This is a genomic window from Cellulomonas fulva (assembly GCF_018531375.1).
GTDB lineage: Bacteria > Actinomycetota > Actinomycetes > Actinomycetales > Cellulomonadaceae > Cellulomonas > Cellulomonas fulva.
In genome coordinates this window covers 470,055-484,620 of the sequence record NZ_JAHBOH010000002.1, presented here as the reverse complement: position 1 = coordinate 484,620, position 14,566 = coordinate 470,055, and the positions used below count along the sequence as shown (strand labels likewise).

Below are 14,566 nucleotides of genomic sequence, written 5' to 3'. Positions count from 1 at the left end.
CCGAGCAGTTGGGGATCAGAGCCCGACGGGGGCGGGCTGCAGCATCTCGAGGATGAGGTAGACGGCGGGCGCCGTGAGCAGCAGCGAGTCGAGCCGGTCGAGGACGCCGCCGTGGCCGGGGACCAGGCGGCCCATGTCCTTGAGCTCGAGGTCGCGCTTGAGCATCGACTCGGCGAGGTCGCCGAACGTCGCGGTCAGGACGGTGGCCAGGCCCAGGAAGACCCCGACGAGCGGCTCGCCGTCGAAGGCGACCTGGACGGACACGACCCCGACCACGCAGGCCAGCACGACGGAGCCCGCCAGGCCCTCCCACGACTTCTTGGGGCTGATCGTGGGCGCCATCGGGTGGCGGCCGAGCAGGACGCCCACGGCAAAGCCGCCGGTGTCGCTCGCGACGACCAGCAGGATGAACACGATGACGCGCGCCGGGCCGTCGGGCTCCGCGAGCATGAGCATCACGAACCCGGCGAGGAACGGCAGGTACGCCGCCGCGAACGCACCGCCGACCACGTCGCGCAGGGCGCGGTCCCCGCTCCCGTCCAGCACGCGCCAGACCATGACGCCGCCCACGGTGAGCATGAACGCGACGAACAGCGCCTCCGGCCCCGACGTGTACGCCGAGACCAGGATGCCGACGGCGCCGACCAGCAGCGGCAGCAGGGGCAGGTGGACCGCGCGGCGGGTGACCGCCTGCGCGAGCTCCCAGAGGCCGGCGCAGACCGCGAGCACCGCGAGGACGACGAACGCCTCCTTGCGGATGAACAGGGACGCGACGACGACGACGAGCAGGCCGACGCCGACCACGATCGCGACCGGGAGGTCTCGACCCGGTCGCGTCGTGCGGGGGGCGGCGAGCTCAGTCATCAGACCTCGAGGAGCTCGCTCTCCTTGGCCGTGAGCAGGTGGTCGATCGTGTCCACGTGCTTCTTGGTCAGGGCCTCGAGCTCCTTCTCGGCGCGCGCGACCTCGTCCTCGCCCGCCTCGCCGTCCTTGACGATGCGGTCGAGCTCCTCCTTGGCGCGGCGGCGCACGGCCCGCACGGACGTGCGCGCCTGCTCGGCCTTCTGCTTGGCGAGCTTGACGAAGTCCTTGCGCCGCTCCTCCGTGAGGGCCGGGAGCACCACCCGGATGACGTTGCCGTCGTTGTTCGGGTTCACGCCGAGGTCGGAGTCGCGCAGCGCCTTCTCGATCGCGGCCGTCGCCGACTTGTCGAACGGCGAGATGAGGATGGTGCGCGCCTCGGTCACGTTGAACGACGCGAGCTGCTGCAGCGGCGTCGGGGCGCCGTAGTAGTCGACGAAGATCTTCGAGAACATCGCGGCGTTCGCACGGCCCGTGCGGATCGTCGCGAAGTCGTCCTTGGCGACCTCGACGGCCTTGTCCATCTTCTCCTCGGCCTCGAAGAGGGTCTCGTCGATCACCGGATCTCCTAGTGCTCTGGTCGGTCCAGCCTGGGGTGCAGTCTGGTGTGCTCTGGTCGCGCCGCAGGTCAGTCCGCGGTGACGGACGTCCCGATCTTCTCACCCTGCAGCACGCGGGTGACGTTCCCGGGCTCCTCGAGCCCGAACACGCGCATCGCGACGCCGTTGTCCCGGCACAGCGACAGCGCGGTCGCGTCCATGACGGCGAGGTCGCCGACGAGCGCGTCGGTGTAGGTGAGGTGCTCGAGCAGCGTCGCGTCGGGGTCCTTGCGGGGGTCGGCGGTGTAGACGCCGTCGACGCCGTTCTTGCCCATGAGCACCTCCTGGCAGTGCGTCTCCAGGGCGCGCTGCGCGCTCACGGTGTCCGTCGAGAAGTACGGCATGCCGGCGCCCGCGCCGAAGATCACGACGCGCCCCTTCTCGAGGTGCCGGATCGCGCGCAGCGGGATGTACGGCTCCGCGACCTGGCCCATCGTGATGGCGGTCTGGACGCGCGTGCTCACCCCCGCCTGCTCGAGGAGGTCCTGCAGCGCCAGGCAGTTCATCACGGTGCCGAGCATGCCCATGTAGTCGGCCCGCGCCCGGTCCATGCCGCTCGCGGAGAGCTCGGCGCCGCGGAAGAAGTTGCCTCCGCCGACGACGATGGCGACCTGGACGCCGCCGCGCACGGCCACCGCGATCTCCTCGGCCACCCGTCGCACCACGCCGACGTCCAGGCCGACCCGGCCGCCGCCGAACGTCTCCCCCGACAGCTTGAGCAGCACCCGCCGGGCGGGGACGACGTGGGTCGGGTCGGTGGTCGGGTCCGGGCTCACGGCGCCTCCTGCGGGACGGGCTCTTTGCGGGTACCTGCGGTGCCTCACGGCGGTGCGTACGCCGGTGGCCCCGGCCCTCGTCGGACCAGGGCCACCGTACGTGCGTGGTGGGATCAGGCTCCCACGCGGAAGCGGGCGAAGCCCGTCACCGTGCCGCCGGCCTCGGCCAGCACCTGGCCGACCGACTTCTTGGCGTCCTTGGCGAACGCCTGGTCGAGCAGGACGTTCTCCTTGAAGAACCCGGTCAGACGACCCTCGACGATCTTCGCGAGCGCGGCCTCGGGCTTGCCCTCGTTGCGGGCCGTCTCCTCGGCGATCTTGCGCTCGTTCTCGACCGTCTCCGCCGGGACCTCGTCACGCGTGAGGTACAGCGGCGAGTACGCGGCGATGTGCGTCGCCACGTCGCGCGCCACGGACGCACCGGCCGCGTCGGTCGCGACGAGCACGCCGACCTGCGGGGGGAGGTCCTTGTTGACCTTGTGCAGGTAGACCTCGACGTGCTCGCCGGCCACACGGGCCAGACGACGCACGACGACGCGCTCACCGAGGGTGGCGGCCGTCTCGTCGACGATGTTCTGCACGGTCGAGCCCTCGTACTCGGCGGCCGTCAGGGCGTCCGCGTCGCGAGCACCCGTGGACACGGCGGCCGCGACGACGCGCTCGGCCAGCGAGATGAACGCCTGGCTCTTCGCGACGAAGTCGGTCTCCGAGTTGACCTCGACCAGCACGCCGGTCTGGCCCTCGCCGTCGGCCGTGGGGCCGACGTGCGCGCCGACGAGACCGTCGGAGGCCGCGCGACCCTCACGCTTGCCGACGCCCTTCAGACCCTTGACGCGGATGATCTCCAGCGCCTTGTCCGCGTCGCCCTCGGCCTCCTCGAGCGCCTTCTTGACGTCGAGCATGCCGGCGCCGGTCTTCTCGCGCAGGTCCTTGATGTCCTGGAGCGAGTAGTTCGCCATCAGTGGTTCCCGTTCTGTCGGTGGAGCGGTGCACAACGGACGGGCAGGGCCCGTCGAGGAGGACTCAGGCCTCGGTGGCGGTGCCCTCGGTGGCCTCGTCGGCAGCAGCCTCGTCGGCAGCGACCTCGGCGGGCGCGGCCTCGTCGGCGGCGGGCGCCTCGGTGGCCGTCTCCGCGGTCGCGGTCTCCTCGGTCGCGGTCTCCTCGGTGGCGGCCTCGGCCGGAGCCTCGGTGGCCGCAGCCGGCGCGGCGTCCGCGGCGGTCGCCTCGGCGCCTGCGAGCAGCTCGCGCTCCCACTCGGCCAGCGGCTCGGCCTCGGCGGCAGCGCCACCCTCGGCGGCGGCCTTGCCCGAGTGACGCTTCATCAGGCCGTCGGCCACCGCGTCCGCGATCACGCGGGTCAGCAGCTGCACGGCGCGGATCGCGTCGTCGTTGCCCGGGATCGGGTAGTCCACGACGTCGGGGTCGCAGTTGGTGTCGAGGATCGCGACGACCGGGATGCCCAGCTTGCGCGCCTCGTCGACCGCGAGGTGCTCCTTGTTGGTGTCGACGATCCACACGGCCGAGGGGACCTTGGCCATGTCGCGGATGCCGCCGAGCGTCTTCGCGAGCTTGTCCTTCTCGCGGCGCAGGACGAGCAGCTCCTTCTTCGTCAGGCCCGAGGCCGCGACGTCGTCGAAGTCGATCTGCTCGAGCTCCTTGAGGCGCTGCAGACGCTTGTGCATCGTCGAGAAGTTGGTGAGCATGCCACCCAGCCAGCGCTGGTTGACGTACGGCATGCCGACGCGAGCGGCCTGCTCGGCGACGGGCTCCTGCGCCTGCTTCTTGGTGCCGACGAACAGGATCGACCCACCGTGCGCGACGGTCTGCGACACGAAGTCGTAGGCGCGGTCGATGTAGGACAGCGACTGCTGCAGGTCGACGATGTAGATGCCGTTGCGCTCGGTGAAGATGAAGCGCTTCATCTTGGGGTTCCAGCGGCGCGTCTGGTGTCCGAAGTGGACACCGCTCTCGAGCAGCTGGCGCATGGTCACGACGGCCATGGCACGTCCTTCCGGTGCGGTCCGCCTGGCGGAGCGCACGTCGGGCGGCCCGCACGCACGCTGAGTGCCCGCAGACCGCTTCTCGGTTGTCGGCCCCGACGGGTGTCGGTGCCCCTGGCGCCATGGCTGCCCGCGCCGGACGAGGTCCGGACCGTTGCGGGCGTGGCCCCCGGTCGTCACCGCCGAAGCGGTACGGAACGGGTGGATGGCGCGCGAAGTCGACCGGCTCTCACCGGTCGCGCCTGAAGTCTACCCGACGGCCGCGGTCGGACGGACCAGCCGACCCCAGACCCCTGGCGCGCACCGTCGTCCCCAGCGGGCGGCTCACGCCGCCCGCGGCGAGGTCGGTCCGACGAGGATGCCCGCATGCACCCGTCGTCCCGCAGCCGCACCCGTCCGCCGATCGGCGGTCCGGCGGTCCCGCTGCTGCTCGCGGCCCTCCTGCTCGCCGTCCTCCTGCTCGCGGCGCTCCCGCTCGTCGGCATCCCGGCCGCCGGCGCGGCACCCGCCGCGGGAGCCACCCTGGAGACCACGGCAAGGGCCACCGCGGGACCGCTCCGCGCGGGGCCCGGGACCGCGGTCTCGTCGTACCGGCTCCCCGTGGCCGACGCGGCGGTGCTGCGCGCGTTCGAGGCGCCGCCGGAACCGTGGGCGGCGGGCCACCGGGGGGTGGACCTCGCGGCGGACGTCAGGACGCGCGTCGGCGCGCCGGCGGCCGGCGTCGTCACGTTCGCCGGCGCGGTCGCCGGCCGCGGCGTGGTCACGGTGCGGCACGACGACGGGCTGTGGTCGAGCCTGGAGCCGGTGGACGCCGCCGTGGCGGTCGGCGACCGCGTCGACCCGGGCCACGTGCTGGGCGCGCTGACCGCGGGTGGGCACTGCGCGGCGTCGCCGTGCCTGCACTGGGGCGTGCGGACGGGCCCCGACGCCTACGTCGACCCGATGTCGCTGGTCGACCCCTCGGGCCTCCTGGTGCTCCTGCCTCCGTGAGCCGCCGGACCAGCTCCGGCGTCCGGCCCTGTCGGGCGTCAGACCTGCCGGGCGTCAGCCTCTGGCGGGCGTCAGGCTCGGGCGGGCGTCAGACCCGCTCGGCCTCGACCAGGCGCGTCCGCAGTCGCGTCATCGCCGCCGTGTGCATCTGCGAGATCCGCGACTCGGTGACGCCCAGGACGCGGCCGATCTCGGCGAGCGTCATGCCCTCGTAGTAGTAGAGGACCACGACGATGCGCTCGCGCTCACCGAGCTGCTCGATCGCCCGCGACAGCAGGTGCATGGTCTCGGCGTCCGCGAGCGTGCCCGCCGGGTCGTCGATGCGGTCGTCGCACAGCGTGTCCCCGAGCGAGGCGCCGCCGGTGCGCTCGTCGCCCCCGAGCAGCTCGTCGAGCGCCGCCATGTTGGAGGTCGCGAGCTGCGAGCTCACGCTGCGCAGCTCGGCGAGCGGCACCCCGAGGTGCGCCGCGAGCTCGACCTCGGTCGGCGCGCGGTGCAGGCGCGCCTCGAGCTCCGCGTGGGCGCGGTCGATCGAGCGCGCCTTGGTGCGGACCGAGCGCGGGACCCAGTCCATGGCGCGCAGCTCGTCGATGATCGCGCCGCGGATGCGGGACGAGGCGTAGGACTCGAACTTGACCGAGCGGTCGAGCTGGTACTTCTCGATCGCGTCGATCAGGCCGAACATGCCGTAGGACACCAGGTCGGCCTGCTCGACCGTGGCCGGCAGCCGCATCCCGACGCGCCCCGCGACCGCGGTGACCAGCGGCGCGTAGTGCAGGATCAGGGCGTCCCGGTGCTGCCGGGCGCCGCTCGCCTTGTAGTCCGTCCAGAGCACGAGGACGTCGACGTCGGCGCCCGTGCGCTGCGTCGGGACCTCGGGCAACGCGACGACGGTGGCGAGCTCGCGGCCGTCCTCGGCGTCGTCCTCGACGACGAGGGTGGCGTGCGCAGCACCGTCGGCGGCACCGTCGTGGTCGACGCCCGCCTCGACGATGGCCGCGAGCGCGTCGTCGACGTCGACGACGAGCGCGGGCCGCTGCTGCGGGATGACGCCCAGGGGCGCCGTGCCCGCGACGGCGCGCGAGACCGCCGGGCTCTCCAGGTGCAGGGTCATGTCAGATCCGTCCTCAGGCCCGGGGGTGTGCCTGTGCATAGGCCGAGCGGAGTCGCTCGGCGGATACGTGGGTGTAACGCTGGGTGGTCGTGAGGCTCGCGTGGCCCAGGAGCTCCTGGACGCTGCGCAGGTCGGACCCGCCCTCGAGCAGGTGCGTGGCGGCGGAGTGGCGCATCCCGTGCGGGGCGAGGTCGGTGCCGGTGGTGGCGCGGTGCACCACGGTGCGCACCTGGCGCGCGTCGATGCGGCCGCCGCGGGCACCGACGAAGAGCGCCTCGGTGGTCTCGCCCGCGAGGCGTCCGCGCACCGCGAGCCACGCCTCCAGGGACCGGGCAGCCGGGGCGCCGAACGGCACGACGCGCTCCTTGTCGCCCTTGCCGACGACGTGCAGGGTGCGCGCCGCCAGGTCGACGTCGCCGACGCCGGCCCCGCACAGCTCGCCGACGCGGACTCCCGTCGCGTAGAGCGTCTCCAGGACGCACCAGTCGCGCACCGCGACCGGGTCGCCGTCGCCGGCCAGGGTCGCGAGCATGTCCAGCGCCGCACGGGCCTGCGCCTGGGTCAGGACGTCGGGCAGCGGGCTCCCGGCCTTGGCGGTGGCGAGCCGCGCGGCCGGGTCGGTGCCGACGCGGCCGGTGTGCTGGGCCCAGGCGAAGAACGTGCGCGCGGCAGCACCGCGACGCGCGAGCGTCGACCGGCTGCGGTGGTTCATCGCCATCGACGCGAGCCACGCCCGCAGGACCGCGAGATCCACGTCACCGAGCGCGCGCGCCCCGTGCCGTGCCGCGTAGCCCAGGAGGGCGTCGACGTCGCCGCGATAGGCGCGCACCGTGTGCTCGGACAACCCACGCTGCGCCCGGAGGTGGTCCGAGAAGTCCGCGAGCAGGCGCGCGCGATCCGGCGCCTGTGCGGTGATCTCTGCCACGTCCATGCCCATAAGGTGACGGCATTCGACGCGCCGGACAAGACCCCAGATTCACCTGTCCGGCCTAACCCTGGGCGAATGCTTCTTGAATGTCCGATTCGCGTCCAGGAAATGGCAGGTGGGGTGAGTTTTTTCACCCGCACGGGTTCTCAGGTCAACCGGCGGTACGCCATCCGGACGCGTCCCGACGGGCGAGTCCGGCCAGCTCCAGGAGCCCGAGCGCGGACCGGGCCTCGCCGACCGTGACACCGGCCGACCGCGCCACCGCGTCGACCTCGCGGGGGGTCCGCGTGCTCAACGCGTCGTGCACCCGGCGCCCCGTCGGGTCGATCCCGTCGAGCCGGTGCGCGACCGCGGTCGGGGTCGGCGCCGCATCGGTGCCGAGCTCGCCCGCGAGCTCGATCACCTCCGCCGCGTCGGTCACGCACACCGCGACGCCGTCCCGCAGCAGGCGGTGGCAGCCCGCGGACGCCATCGAGGTCACCGGTCCCGGGACGGCGCCCACCGGCCGCGCGAGGCGCGCGGCGTGGTGCGCCGTGCTCAGCGCGCCCGAGCGCCACGCCGCCTCCACGACCACGGTCGCCGCGGAGAGCGCCGCGATGAGCCGGTTCCGCTGCAGGAACCGGCTGCGGGTCGGCAGCGACGAGGGTGGGACCTCCGCGACCACCGCTCCCCCGCACGCCACGGACTCCTCGACGAGCCGGGCGTTCCCCGCCGGGTAGGCGCGGTCCACGCCGCCGGCGGTGACGACCACGGTCCGGCCGGCCCGCGCGCACACGCCGCGGTGCGCGGCCGCGTCGATGCCGTACGCGCCACCCGAGACGACCACGAAGCCCGCGTCGACGAGCCCGCCGGCCAGGTCGATCGCGACCCGCTCGCCGTACGCCGTGGCCGCGCGGGCGCCCACCAGCGCGACCGAGCGACCCCCGGGCACGAGCGCGGCGGCGTCACCACGCACCCACAGGCAGTGCGGCGCCGCCGGCCCGAGCGCGTCGAGGCCGGGCGGCCACTCCGCGTCGCCGGGCACGACGACGCGCACGCCGCCGGGTGCCGCGCCCGTAGCGGCCCCCACGTGCGGAGCGGGCCCGTCGATCGACCAGCCCTGGGCGCGCAGCGCCCGGGCGCGCGGCGTCCATCGCTCGACCGCGCGCGCGAGCCGGTCCGCGCCCGCCGACCCACCGGCCGCCGCGCCCGAGGAGCCGCCCGCCGCGAGAGCCCCGGGCACGGCCCCGGTCAGAGCGCCCGGCAGCAGACCGCCGTCCTCGACGACCCACCGCCACGCCTCGGCCGCGCCCAGGGAGGCCACGAGCACGCCCGCGAGGACGTCGCCTGGCTCGGCGAGCCCGCTCCAGGCGGCGCGGGCCCACCGCTCCCGCTCGTCGTCGAGGCGCGAGTGCGCGACGTCCCGCGCCGCAGCCGCTCGCGGCTCGGCGGACCGGGACGGTCCGGCGGGCGGGAGCGGCCCGGCCGACGGGAGCGGCCCGGCCGACGGGAACGGCCCGGCGGACGGGCGCTCGTCGGCCCTGGTCGGCCGGGCCCCCGGCATGGCGCTCACGCGTGCCCCAGGGTCCGCATGGCGATCGCGCTGCCGATGTCACCGGCGTTCGGGGCGTCGCGCCCGTCGAGGTCGGCGATGGTCCACGCGACGCGCAGCACGCGGTCGGCGCCGCGCAGGCTGAGCGTGCCCCGGTCGACCGCACCGTCGAGCAGGGCGCGCATCGCTCGGTCGGCGCCGAGCCGGTCGCGCAGCCACGACGCGGGCGCCTCCGCGCACGTGCGCCACGGCAGTCCGGCGAACCGCTCGGCCTGAGCGGCGCGCGCCGCGGCGACGCGGGCCGCGACGACGTGCGTCGCGTCGCCACACTCGTCGGTCGCGCGCGAGGGCTGGAGCTCGACCTGCAGGTCCACGCGGTCCAGCAACGGGCCGGACAGCCGCCCGAAGTACCGGCGCCGCTGCTCGGGCCGGCACGTGCAGTCCAACCCCTTGCCGACGGCCTTGCCGCACGGGCACGGGTTGGCGGCGAGGACCAGCTGGAACCGTGCCGGGTACCGAGCCGCCCCGTGCGCCCGGTGCAGCACCAGCTCGCCGTGCTCGAGCGGCTGCCGGAGCGTCTGCAGCACGGAGGTCGCGAACTCGGGCGCCTCGTCCAGGAACAGGATCCCGCGGTGCGCGCGCGACGCCGCACCCGGCCGGGGCACGCCCGAGCCGCCTCCGATCACGCTGGCCGCGGTCGCGGTGTGGTGCGGGTCCTCGAACGGGGGGCGCCGGACCAGGCCGTCGCCCGGGTCGAACGTGCCCGCGATCGAGTGGATCGCGGTGACCTCGACCGCCTGCGCGTCCGCGAGGTCCGGCAGGAGCCCGGGCAGCCGGGACGCGAGCATCGTCTTGCCCGTGCCGGGCGGACCGACCATGAGCAGGTGGTGGCCACCGGCGGCAGCCACCTCGAGGCACGCCCGCGCCTCCTGCTGCCCCACGACGTCGGCAAGGTCGAGCGCGTGCGGCGGCACCGCGACGGGCGGAGCCTCCGGCCGGACCGGCTCGGTGTCCGGCACCTCGAGGTCCGCCCCGTGCCAGGACAGCACCTCGGCGAGCGTGCGGGCACCACGGACCTCGGCCCCCGGCACCAGCCGCGCCTCGGCCACGTTGCCGGCGGGCACGACGAGGCGCGGCCGTCCGGCGGCGACCGCGGCGGCCACCGCAGGCAGCACGCCCCGGACGGGCCGCAGCCGCCCGTCGAGCCCCAGCTCGCCGAGGTGGACGACGTCCTGGACGCGCTCCGGCGGCACGACCTCGGCCCCCGCGAGCGCCGCCACCGCGATTGCCAGGTCGAACCCGGAGCCGGACTTCGGCAGCGTCGCCGGCGACAGGTTGACGGTGATCCGACGGTTGGGCCACGCCAGACCCGTGGAGGTCACCGCGGCGCGCACGCGGTCGCGCGACTCCGCGAGCGCCGCATCGGGCAGCCCGACGAGCGTGAACGCCGGCAGCGCGGGCGCCAGGTGCGCCTCGACGTCCACGACGTGCCCGGTCAGCCCCACGAGCGCGACCGCGAGCGTGCGTCCCAGCACCACGTCAGCACACCCCCTCGAGGTGCTCGACGACCGCGCGCCCCGCCCCGGGCAGGAGCACGGCGATCACGTCGACGCGCACCGAGGCCGGGCGCACGTCGTGCGACGCGAGCCAGTGCGCGGCCAGCCGGCGCACGCGCGCCAGCTTGAGCGCCGTCACCGCCTCCGCGGGCTGGCCGTACCGCGTCGAGCGCCGGGTCTTGACCTCGACCACGACGAGCTCGCGGCCGTCCAGCGCGACGAGGTCCAGTTCGCCCTCGCGGCAGCGCCAGTTGCGATCGAGCACCTGCCAGCCGCGCTCCACGACGTGGGCTGCCGCCACGTCCTCCCCGTACCGCCCGACCGCGTCCTTCGCACGCACGCGCACCACCTCCGCGACACAGGGTGGCGGCGCGGGAGCCGGGCCGACGGGCCGTCGCCCCGGTCTGTGGAGGGGGCGTCGGGTCCGGGGGCTGGGGTCGGGTCGCGTCGGTACGTGCCGACAGGCGATCGACCTCAGGTCAGCGCGGGAAGCCGGCCCCGCCGCCGAGGTCGAGCTCCGCCTTGGCGAGCTCCTCGACGTTCACGTCCTTGAAGGTCACGACGCGCACGGACTTCACGAACCGCGCGGAGCGGTACACGTCCCACACCCACGCGTCCGCGAGCGTGAGCTCGAAGTAGACCTCGCCGGCCGCCGAGCGGACCTGCAGGTCCACGTGGTTGGCGAGGTAGAACCGCCGCTCGGTCTCGACGACGTACGAGAACAGGCTCACGACGTCCCGGTACTCGCGGTAGAGCGCGAGCTCCATGTCGGTCTCGTAGTTCTCCAGGTCCTCGGCGCTCACGGGCCCATCATCCCCCACGCGGCGGCCGGGCCGCACCGCCGCCACCCGGCACGACGAGCGTGTCGAGCAGCCCGCCCGCGGGACCGCCCGGCGACGCGTCGAGCGGGTCGACCTGCTCGGCCGGGTCGACCTGCTCGGCCGGGTCGACCTGCTCGGCCGGGTCGACCTGCTCGACCTCGTCGACGAGGTCGCCGAGCAGCGGGTCGCCCAGAGGGAGGCGCCATGACCGCCGGTGCAGCACGGACGGTCCGAGCGCACGCAGCGCCGTGAGGTGGTCCGGGCTCGCGTAGCCCTTGTTCTCGTCCCAGCGGTAGTCGGGGTGCGCACGCGCGAGGTCGGTCATGAGCGCGTCCCGCTCGCACTTGGCGATGACGCTCGCCGCGGCCACGCTCGCGCACGTGCGGTCCGCCTTGACCCGCAGGTGCACCGTGGGTGCCGGCGCGCCGCCCGCCTCGTCGAGCACGCGCGTGTCGAGCGGGCCTCCCGCGAGCTCGTCCGACGAGAACAGCTCGCCCTGGGCGGGCGGCGTGAGCCAGTCGTGCTTGCCGTCGAGCAGGACGACATCCACCGGCCCCGTCAGCGCACAGGCGGCGGCGAGGGCACGGTTCCCGGCCAGCCGGAGCGCCGCGATGATGCCGACCTCGTCGATCTCGGCGGCGCTGGCGTGCCCGACGGCGCGCGCGACGCCCCAGCGCCCGAGCGCGGGCAGGAGCGCGACGCGCGCGGCGGGCGTGAGCAGCTTGGAGTCGGCGACGCCCTTCGGCGCGGACCTCGTCGAGACGTCCACGACGACGACGCCGACGGACACGGGCCCCGCGAGCGACCCGCGCCCGACCTCGTCCATGCCCGCGACCAGGCGCGCTCCCGCACGCAGCAGCCCGCGCTCGTGGCGCAGGTGCGGACCCGGCCTCGCGGCGCGCGGAGCGACGACGGACGACGTGCTCATGACGGGTCGGGGACGTCCTCGAACGTCTCGCCGGGGTTGTGCAGGACGGTCGCGCGGTCGAGCGGCCAGACGGTGACGAACGCCTTGCCGACCACGTTGTCGATCGGGATCGAGCCGCCGCCCGGCTCGCCCTGGTGGAACCGCGAGTCCGACGACTGCTGCCGGTTGTCGCCCATGACCCACAGGCTGTCCGCGGGCACGGTGATGTCGAAGGCCATCTGGGACGGGATCGCGCCGGCGGCGAGGTAGGGCTCGTCGAGCTCGACCCCGTTGACCGTGATCGGCTCACCGGCCCCGGCGCAGGCGACCCGGTCCCCCGGCAGCCCGATGACCCGCTTGACCAGGTGCTCGCCGGCGTCCTGCGGGTACAGCCCGACGAACGTCAGCACGTCGTTCACCGCGCGGTGCCACGCCGTGGGGTCGGGCACGGTCTCCTCGGTGAGCCAGTTGCCCGGGTCCTTGAAGACGACGATGTCCCCGCGCTCGAGGTCGAACGGCCCCGGCGTGAGCTTGCTGACCATGATCCGGTCGTCCTCGATCAGCGTGTCGTGCATCGACGCGCTGGGGATGAAGAACGCCTGGACCAGGAAGGTCTTGATGAGCCAGGACAGCACGAGCGCGCTGACGAGGATGATCGCCGTCTCCTTGAGCAGCGACGTCGCGGTGCCGCCCCGCCGCGGCTCGCGGCGGCCGGCCCGCGTCGCGGAGACGTCCGGCTCCGCGGGGTCGACCTGCGGACCGGGGCTCGGCTCGGTGGGCTCGGCGGGCGTGCTCGGAGCCGTGGCGGCACCGTCCGCGCGGGAGGCCACGTGCCCGGCCGGGTCGTCCGGGCGGTGGGGCCAGGCCAGGGGCCGCGTCCCGGCGGGGGCGGTCTCGTCGTCGGCGCTCGAGGTCACCGGGACACTCTCGCACGGCGAACCGTGGACGGCGCACACGCCCACGTCACGGACGCCACCGCGGCCGAGTGCGCGCCGGGCGCGCAGCCGTGGGCGTGCCATGGCCGGCGCAGGTGGGAGCACGGGACGACGAAGGGGGCGGTCACCGCTCGGGTGACCGCCCCCTTCGACAGGGCCCTGGTGAGGGCGCGCCGGCTCAGCCGCGAGCCGTGTTGTCGCGCTTCTCCTTGATCTTCGCCTTCTTGCCGCGCAGGCCGCGCAGGTAGTACAGCTTCGCGCGACGGACGTCACCGCGCGTGATGAGCTCGATGGACTCGAGCGACGGCGCGTGCACGGGGAACGTGCGCTCGACGCCGACCTGGAAGCTGACCTTGCGGACGGTGAACGTCTCGCGGACGCCGCTGCCCTGGCGGGCGATGACGACGCCCTGGAACGCCTGGACGCGAGAGCGGTTGCCCTCGACGACCTTGACGTTGACCTTGACGGTGTCGCCGGGGCGGAACTCCGGGACGTCGGTCCGCAGCGCGGCGGCGTCGATCTCGTCGAGCTTGTGCATGTTTCTCTCCCCGCCCTGCCACAGGTCAGGTACGCGTTCCGTGGGCGCGTCCGCACGCGGACGGCGTCCCGATGGTCTGGTTCGTGATGCGTTCCGCTCCCCGAGCTCGAGGCTCCGCGGGACCGGTGGGTCGGTGTCCGTCTCCCCTGTGGCAGAGACGCGACCGCTCGCGCACCAGCGCACGATTCTGCCACAGGAGCCGTCGCAGCAGGTAATCGCCTGCCGCGAGGGTGCGCGAGCGGGCGCGGCTCAGTCGTCGGACCGGTCGGCCTCGAGCTCGCCGAGCACCTCGCGGTCGCGTGCGTCGAGCGCGGCGGGTCCCAGGGCGTCGATCATGTCCGGCCGTCTCCTCGCGGTACGCCGCAGCGCCTGGTCGCGCCGCCAGCGCTCGATCCGCGCGTGGTGCCCGGACAGCAGCACCTCCGGGACCGCGAGCTCACGCCACGCGGGCGGCTTGGTGTAGACGGGGTACTCGAGCAGACCGGCCTCCCCGTGCGACTCCTCGACCAGCGAGGCGGGGTTCCCGACGACGCCGGGCAGCAGCCGCGCGACGGCCTCGACGACGACGAGCGCGGCCACCTCGCCGCCGTTGAGGACGTAGTCCCCGATCGAGTACTCGGCCACCCGCACCCCGGCGCCGCGGTAGTGCTCGGCCACGCGGGCGTCGATCCCCTCGTACCGGCCGCAGGCGACGACGAGGTGGGCCTCCTCGGCCCAGGAGTGCGCGGTGGCCTGCGTGAAGACGTCGCCCGAGGGCGTCGGCAGGAGCAGCAGCGCCTCCGGCGTGAGCACCTCGTCGAGCGCCCGGCCCCAGACGTCCGGCCGCATGACCATGCCGGCGCCGCCGCCGAAGGGCGTGTCGTCGACCGTCCGGTGGCGGTCGTCGGTCCAGTCGCGCAGGTCGTGCACGCGCAGGTCCACGAGGCCGGCGGTGCGCGCCTTGCCGACCAGCGAGAGCTCGAGCGGGGCGAGGTAGTCCGGGAAGATCGTCAGGACGTCGATGCGCACG

General features: G+C 74.5%; 16 protein-coding genes. 1 reads left to right on the top strand and 15 read right to left on the bottom strand.

The window, feature by feature from the left end:
• Positions 1 to 15 precede the first annotated feature (15 nt).
• The 5 genes from KIN34_RS15740 to rpsB all read right to left on the bottom strand — a co-directional run bounded on the left by KIN34_RS15740 (position 16) and on the right by rpsB (position 4,237).
• Positions 16 to 864 carry a phosphatidate cytidylyltransferase gene (locus KIN34_RS15740; protein WP_214352873.1) on the bottom strand — a complete coding sequence of 283 codons (849 nt, stop codon included), beginning with the start codon at positions 862 to 864 and terminating at the stop codon, positions 16 to 18.
• Complete coding sequence (frr, locus tag KIN34_RS15735) at positions 864 to 1,421, bottom strand: ribosome recycling factor (protein ID WP_214352871.1); 558 nt, start codon at positions 1,419 to 1,421, stop codon at positions 864 to 866. Before frr ends, KIN34_RS15740 begins: the two co-directional genes overlap by 1 nt.
• Before the next feature lie 68 nt (positions 1,422 to 1,489).
• On the bottom strand, positions 1,490 to 2,236 hold the full coding sequence (pyrH, locus tag KIN34_RS15730; RefSeq protein WP_214352869.1) for a UMP kinase: 747 nt from the start codon (positions 2,234 to 2,236) through the stop codon (positions 1,490 to 1,492).
• A gap of 113 nt (positions 2,237 to 2,349) precedes the next feature.
• Entirely contained in the window at positions 2,350 to 3,195 is an 846-nt protein-coding gene (tsf, locus tag KIN34_RS15725; RefSeq protein WP_214352867.1) for a translation elongation factor Ts, read from the bottom strand.
• Positions 3,196 to 3,259: 64 nt separating this feature from the next.
• Entirely contained in the window at positions 3,260 to 4,237 is a 978-nt protein-coding gene (gene rpsB, locus KIN34_RS15720; RefSeq protein WP_214352865.1) for a 30S ribosomal protein S2, read from the bottom strand.
• Positions 4,238 to 4,603: 366 nt separating this feature from the next.
• Here rpsB and KIN34_RS15715 point away from each other — a divergent pair, with 366 nt between their 5' ends.
• Positions 4,604 to 5,227 carry a M23 family metallopeptidase gene (locus tag KIN34_RS15715; RefSeq protein WP_214352863.1) on the top strand — a complete coding sequence of 208 codons (624 nt, stop codon included), beginning with the start codon at positions 4,604 to 4,606 and terminating at the stop codon, positions 5,225 to 5,227.
• 88 nt (positions 5,228 to 5,315) lie between these two features.
• Here KIN34_RS15715 and KIN34_RS15710 read toward each other — a convergent pair whose 3' ends face one another.
• The 10 genes from KIN34_RS15710 to trmD form a co-directional block, all read right to left on the bottom strand.
• The gene (locus KIN34_RS15710) at positions 5,316 to 6,341 is read right to left on the bottom strand and encodes a FliA/WhiG family RNA polymerase sigma factor (RefSeq protein ID WP_237689897.1); all 1,026 of its coding nucleotides are present in this window, start codon (positions 6,339 to 6,341) and stop codon (positions 5,316 to 5,318) included.
• A 13-nt stretch (positions 6,342 to 6,354) separates the two neighbouring features.
• Positions 6,355 to 7,272, bottom strand: a complete 918-nt coding sequence (locus KIN34_RS15705; RefSeq protein ID WP_214352861.1) for a tyrosine recombinase XerC — start codon at positions 7,270 to 7,272, stop codon at positions 6,355 to 6,357.
• A 148-nt stretch (positions 7,273 to 7,420) separates the two neighbouring features.
• The gene (dprA, locus tag KIN34_RS15700) at positions 7,421 to 8,812 is read right to left on the bottom strand and encodes a DNA-processing protein DprA (protein WP_214353145.1); all 1,392 of its coding nucleotides are present in this window, start codon (positions 8,810 to 8,812) and stop codon (positions 7,421 to 7,423) included.
• Positions 8,813 to 8,817: 5 nt separating this feature from the next.
• The gene (locus KIN34_RS15695; RefSeq protein ID WP_214352860.1) at positions 8,818 to 10,338 is read right to left on the bottom strand and encodes a YifB family Mg chelatase-like AAA ATPase; all 1,521 of its coding nucleotides are present in this window, start codon (positions 10,336 to 10,338) and stop codon (positions 8,818 to 8,820) included.
• A 1-nt stretch (position 10,339) separates the two neighbouring features.
• Positions 10,340 to 10,696, bottom strand: a complete 357-nt coding sequence (locus KIN34_RS15690) for a YraN family protein (RefSeq protein WP_214352859.1) — start codon at positions 10,694 to 10,696, stop codon at positions 10,340 to 10,342.
• A 139-nt stretch (positions 10,697 to 10,835) separates the two neighbouring features.
• Positions 10,836 to 11,159, bottom strand: a complete 324-nt coding sequence (locus KIN34_RS15685) for a DUF2469 domain-containing protein (RefSeq protein ID WP_214352858.1) — start codon at positions 11,157 to 11,159, stop codon at positions 10,836 to 10,838.
• Positions 11,160 to 11,166: 7 nt separating this feature from the next.
• Positions 11,167 to 12,105 carry a ribonuclease HII gene (gene rnhB / locus KIN34_RS15680; RefSeq protein WP_214352857.1) on the bottom strand — a complete coding sequence of 313 codons (939 nt, stop codon included), beginning with the start codon at positions 12,103 to 12,105 and terminating at the stop codon, positions 11,167 to 11,169.
• Complete coding sequence (gene lepB, locus KIN34_RS15675; protein ID WP_214353144.1) at positions 12,102 to 12,914, bottom strand: signal peptidase I; 813 nt, start codon at positions 12,912 to 12,914, stop codon at positions 12,102 to 12,104. Before lepB ends, rnhB begins: the two co-directional genes overlap by 4 nt.
• A 283-nt stretch (positions 12,915 to 13,197) precedes the next feature.
• Positions 13,198 to 13,557 (bottom strand): 50S ribosomal protein L19, encoded by a 360-nt coding sequence (gene rplS, locus KIN34_RS15670; RefSeq protein ID WP_214352856.1) that lies wholly within the window; start codon positions 13,555 to 13,557, stop codon positions 13,198 to 13,200.
• A 249-nt stretch (positions 13,558 to 13,806) separates the two neighbouring features.
• Positions 13,807 to 14,565 (bottom strand): tRNA (guanosine(37)-N1)-methyltransferase TrmD, encoded by a 759-nt coding sequence (gene trmD, locus KIN34_RS15665; protein WP_214353143.1) that lies wholly within the window; start codon positions 14,563 to 14,565, stop codon positions 13,807 to 13,809.
• Position 14,566 lies beyond the last annotated feature (1 nt).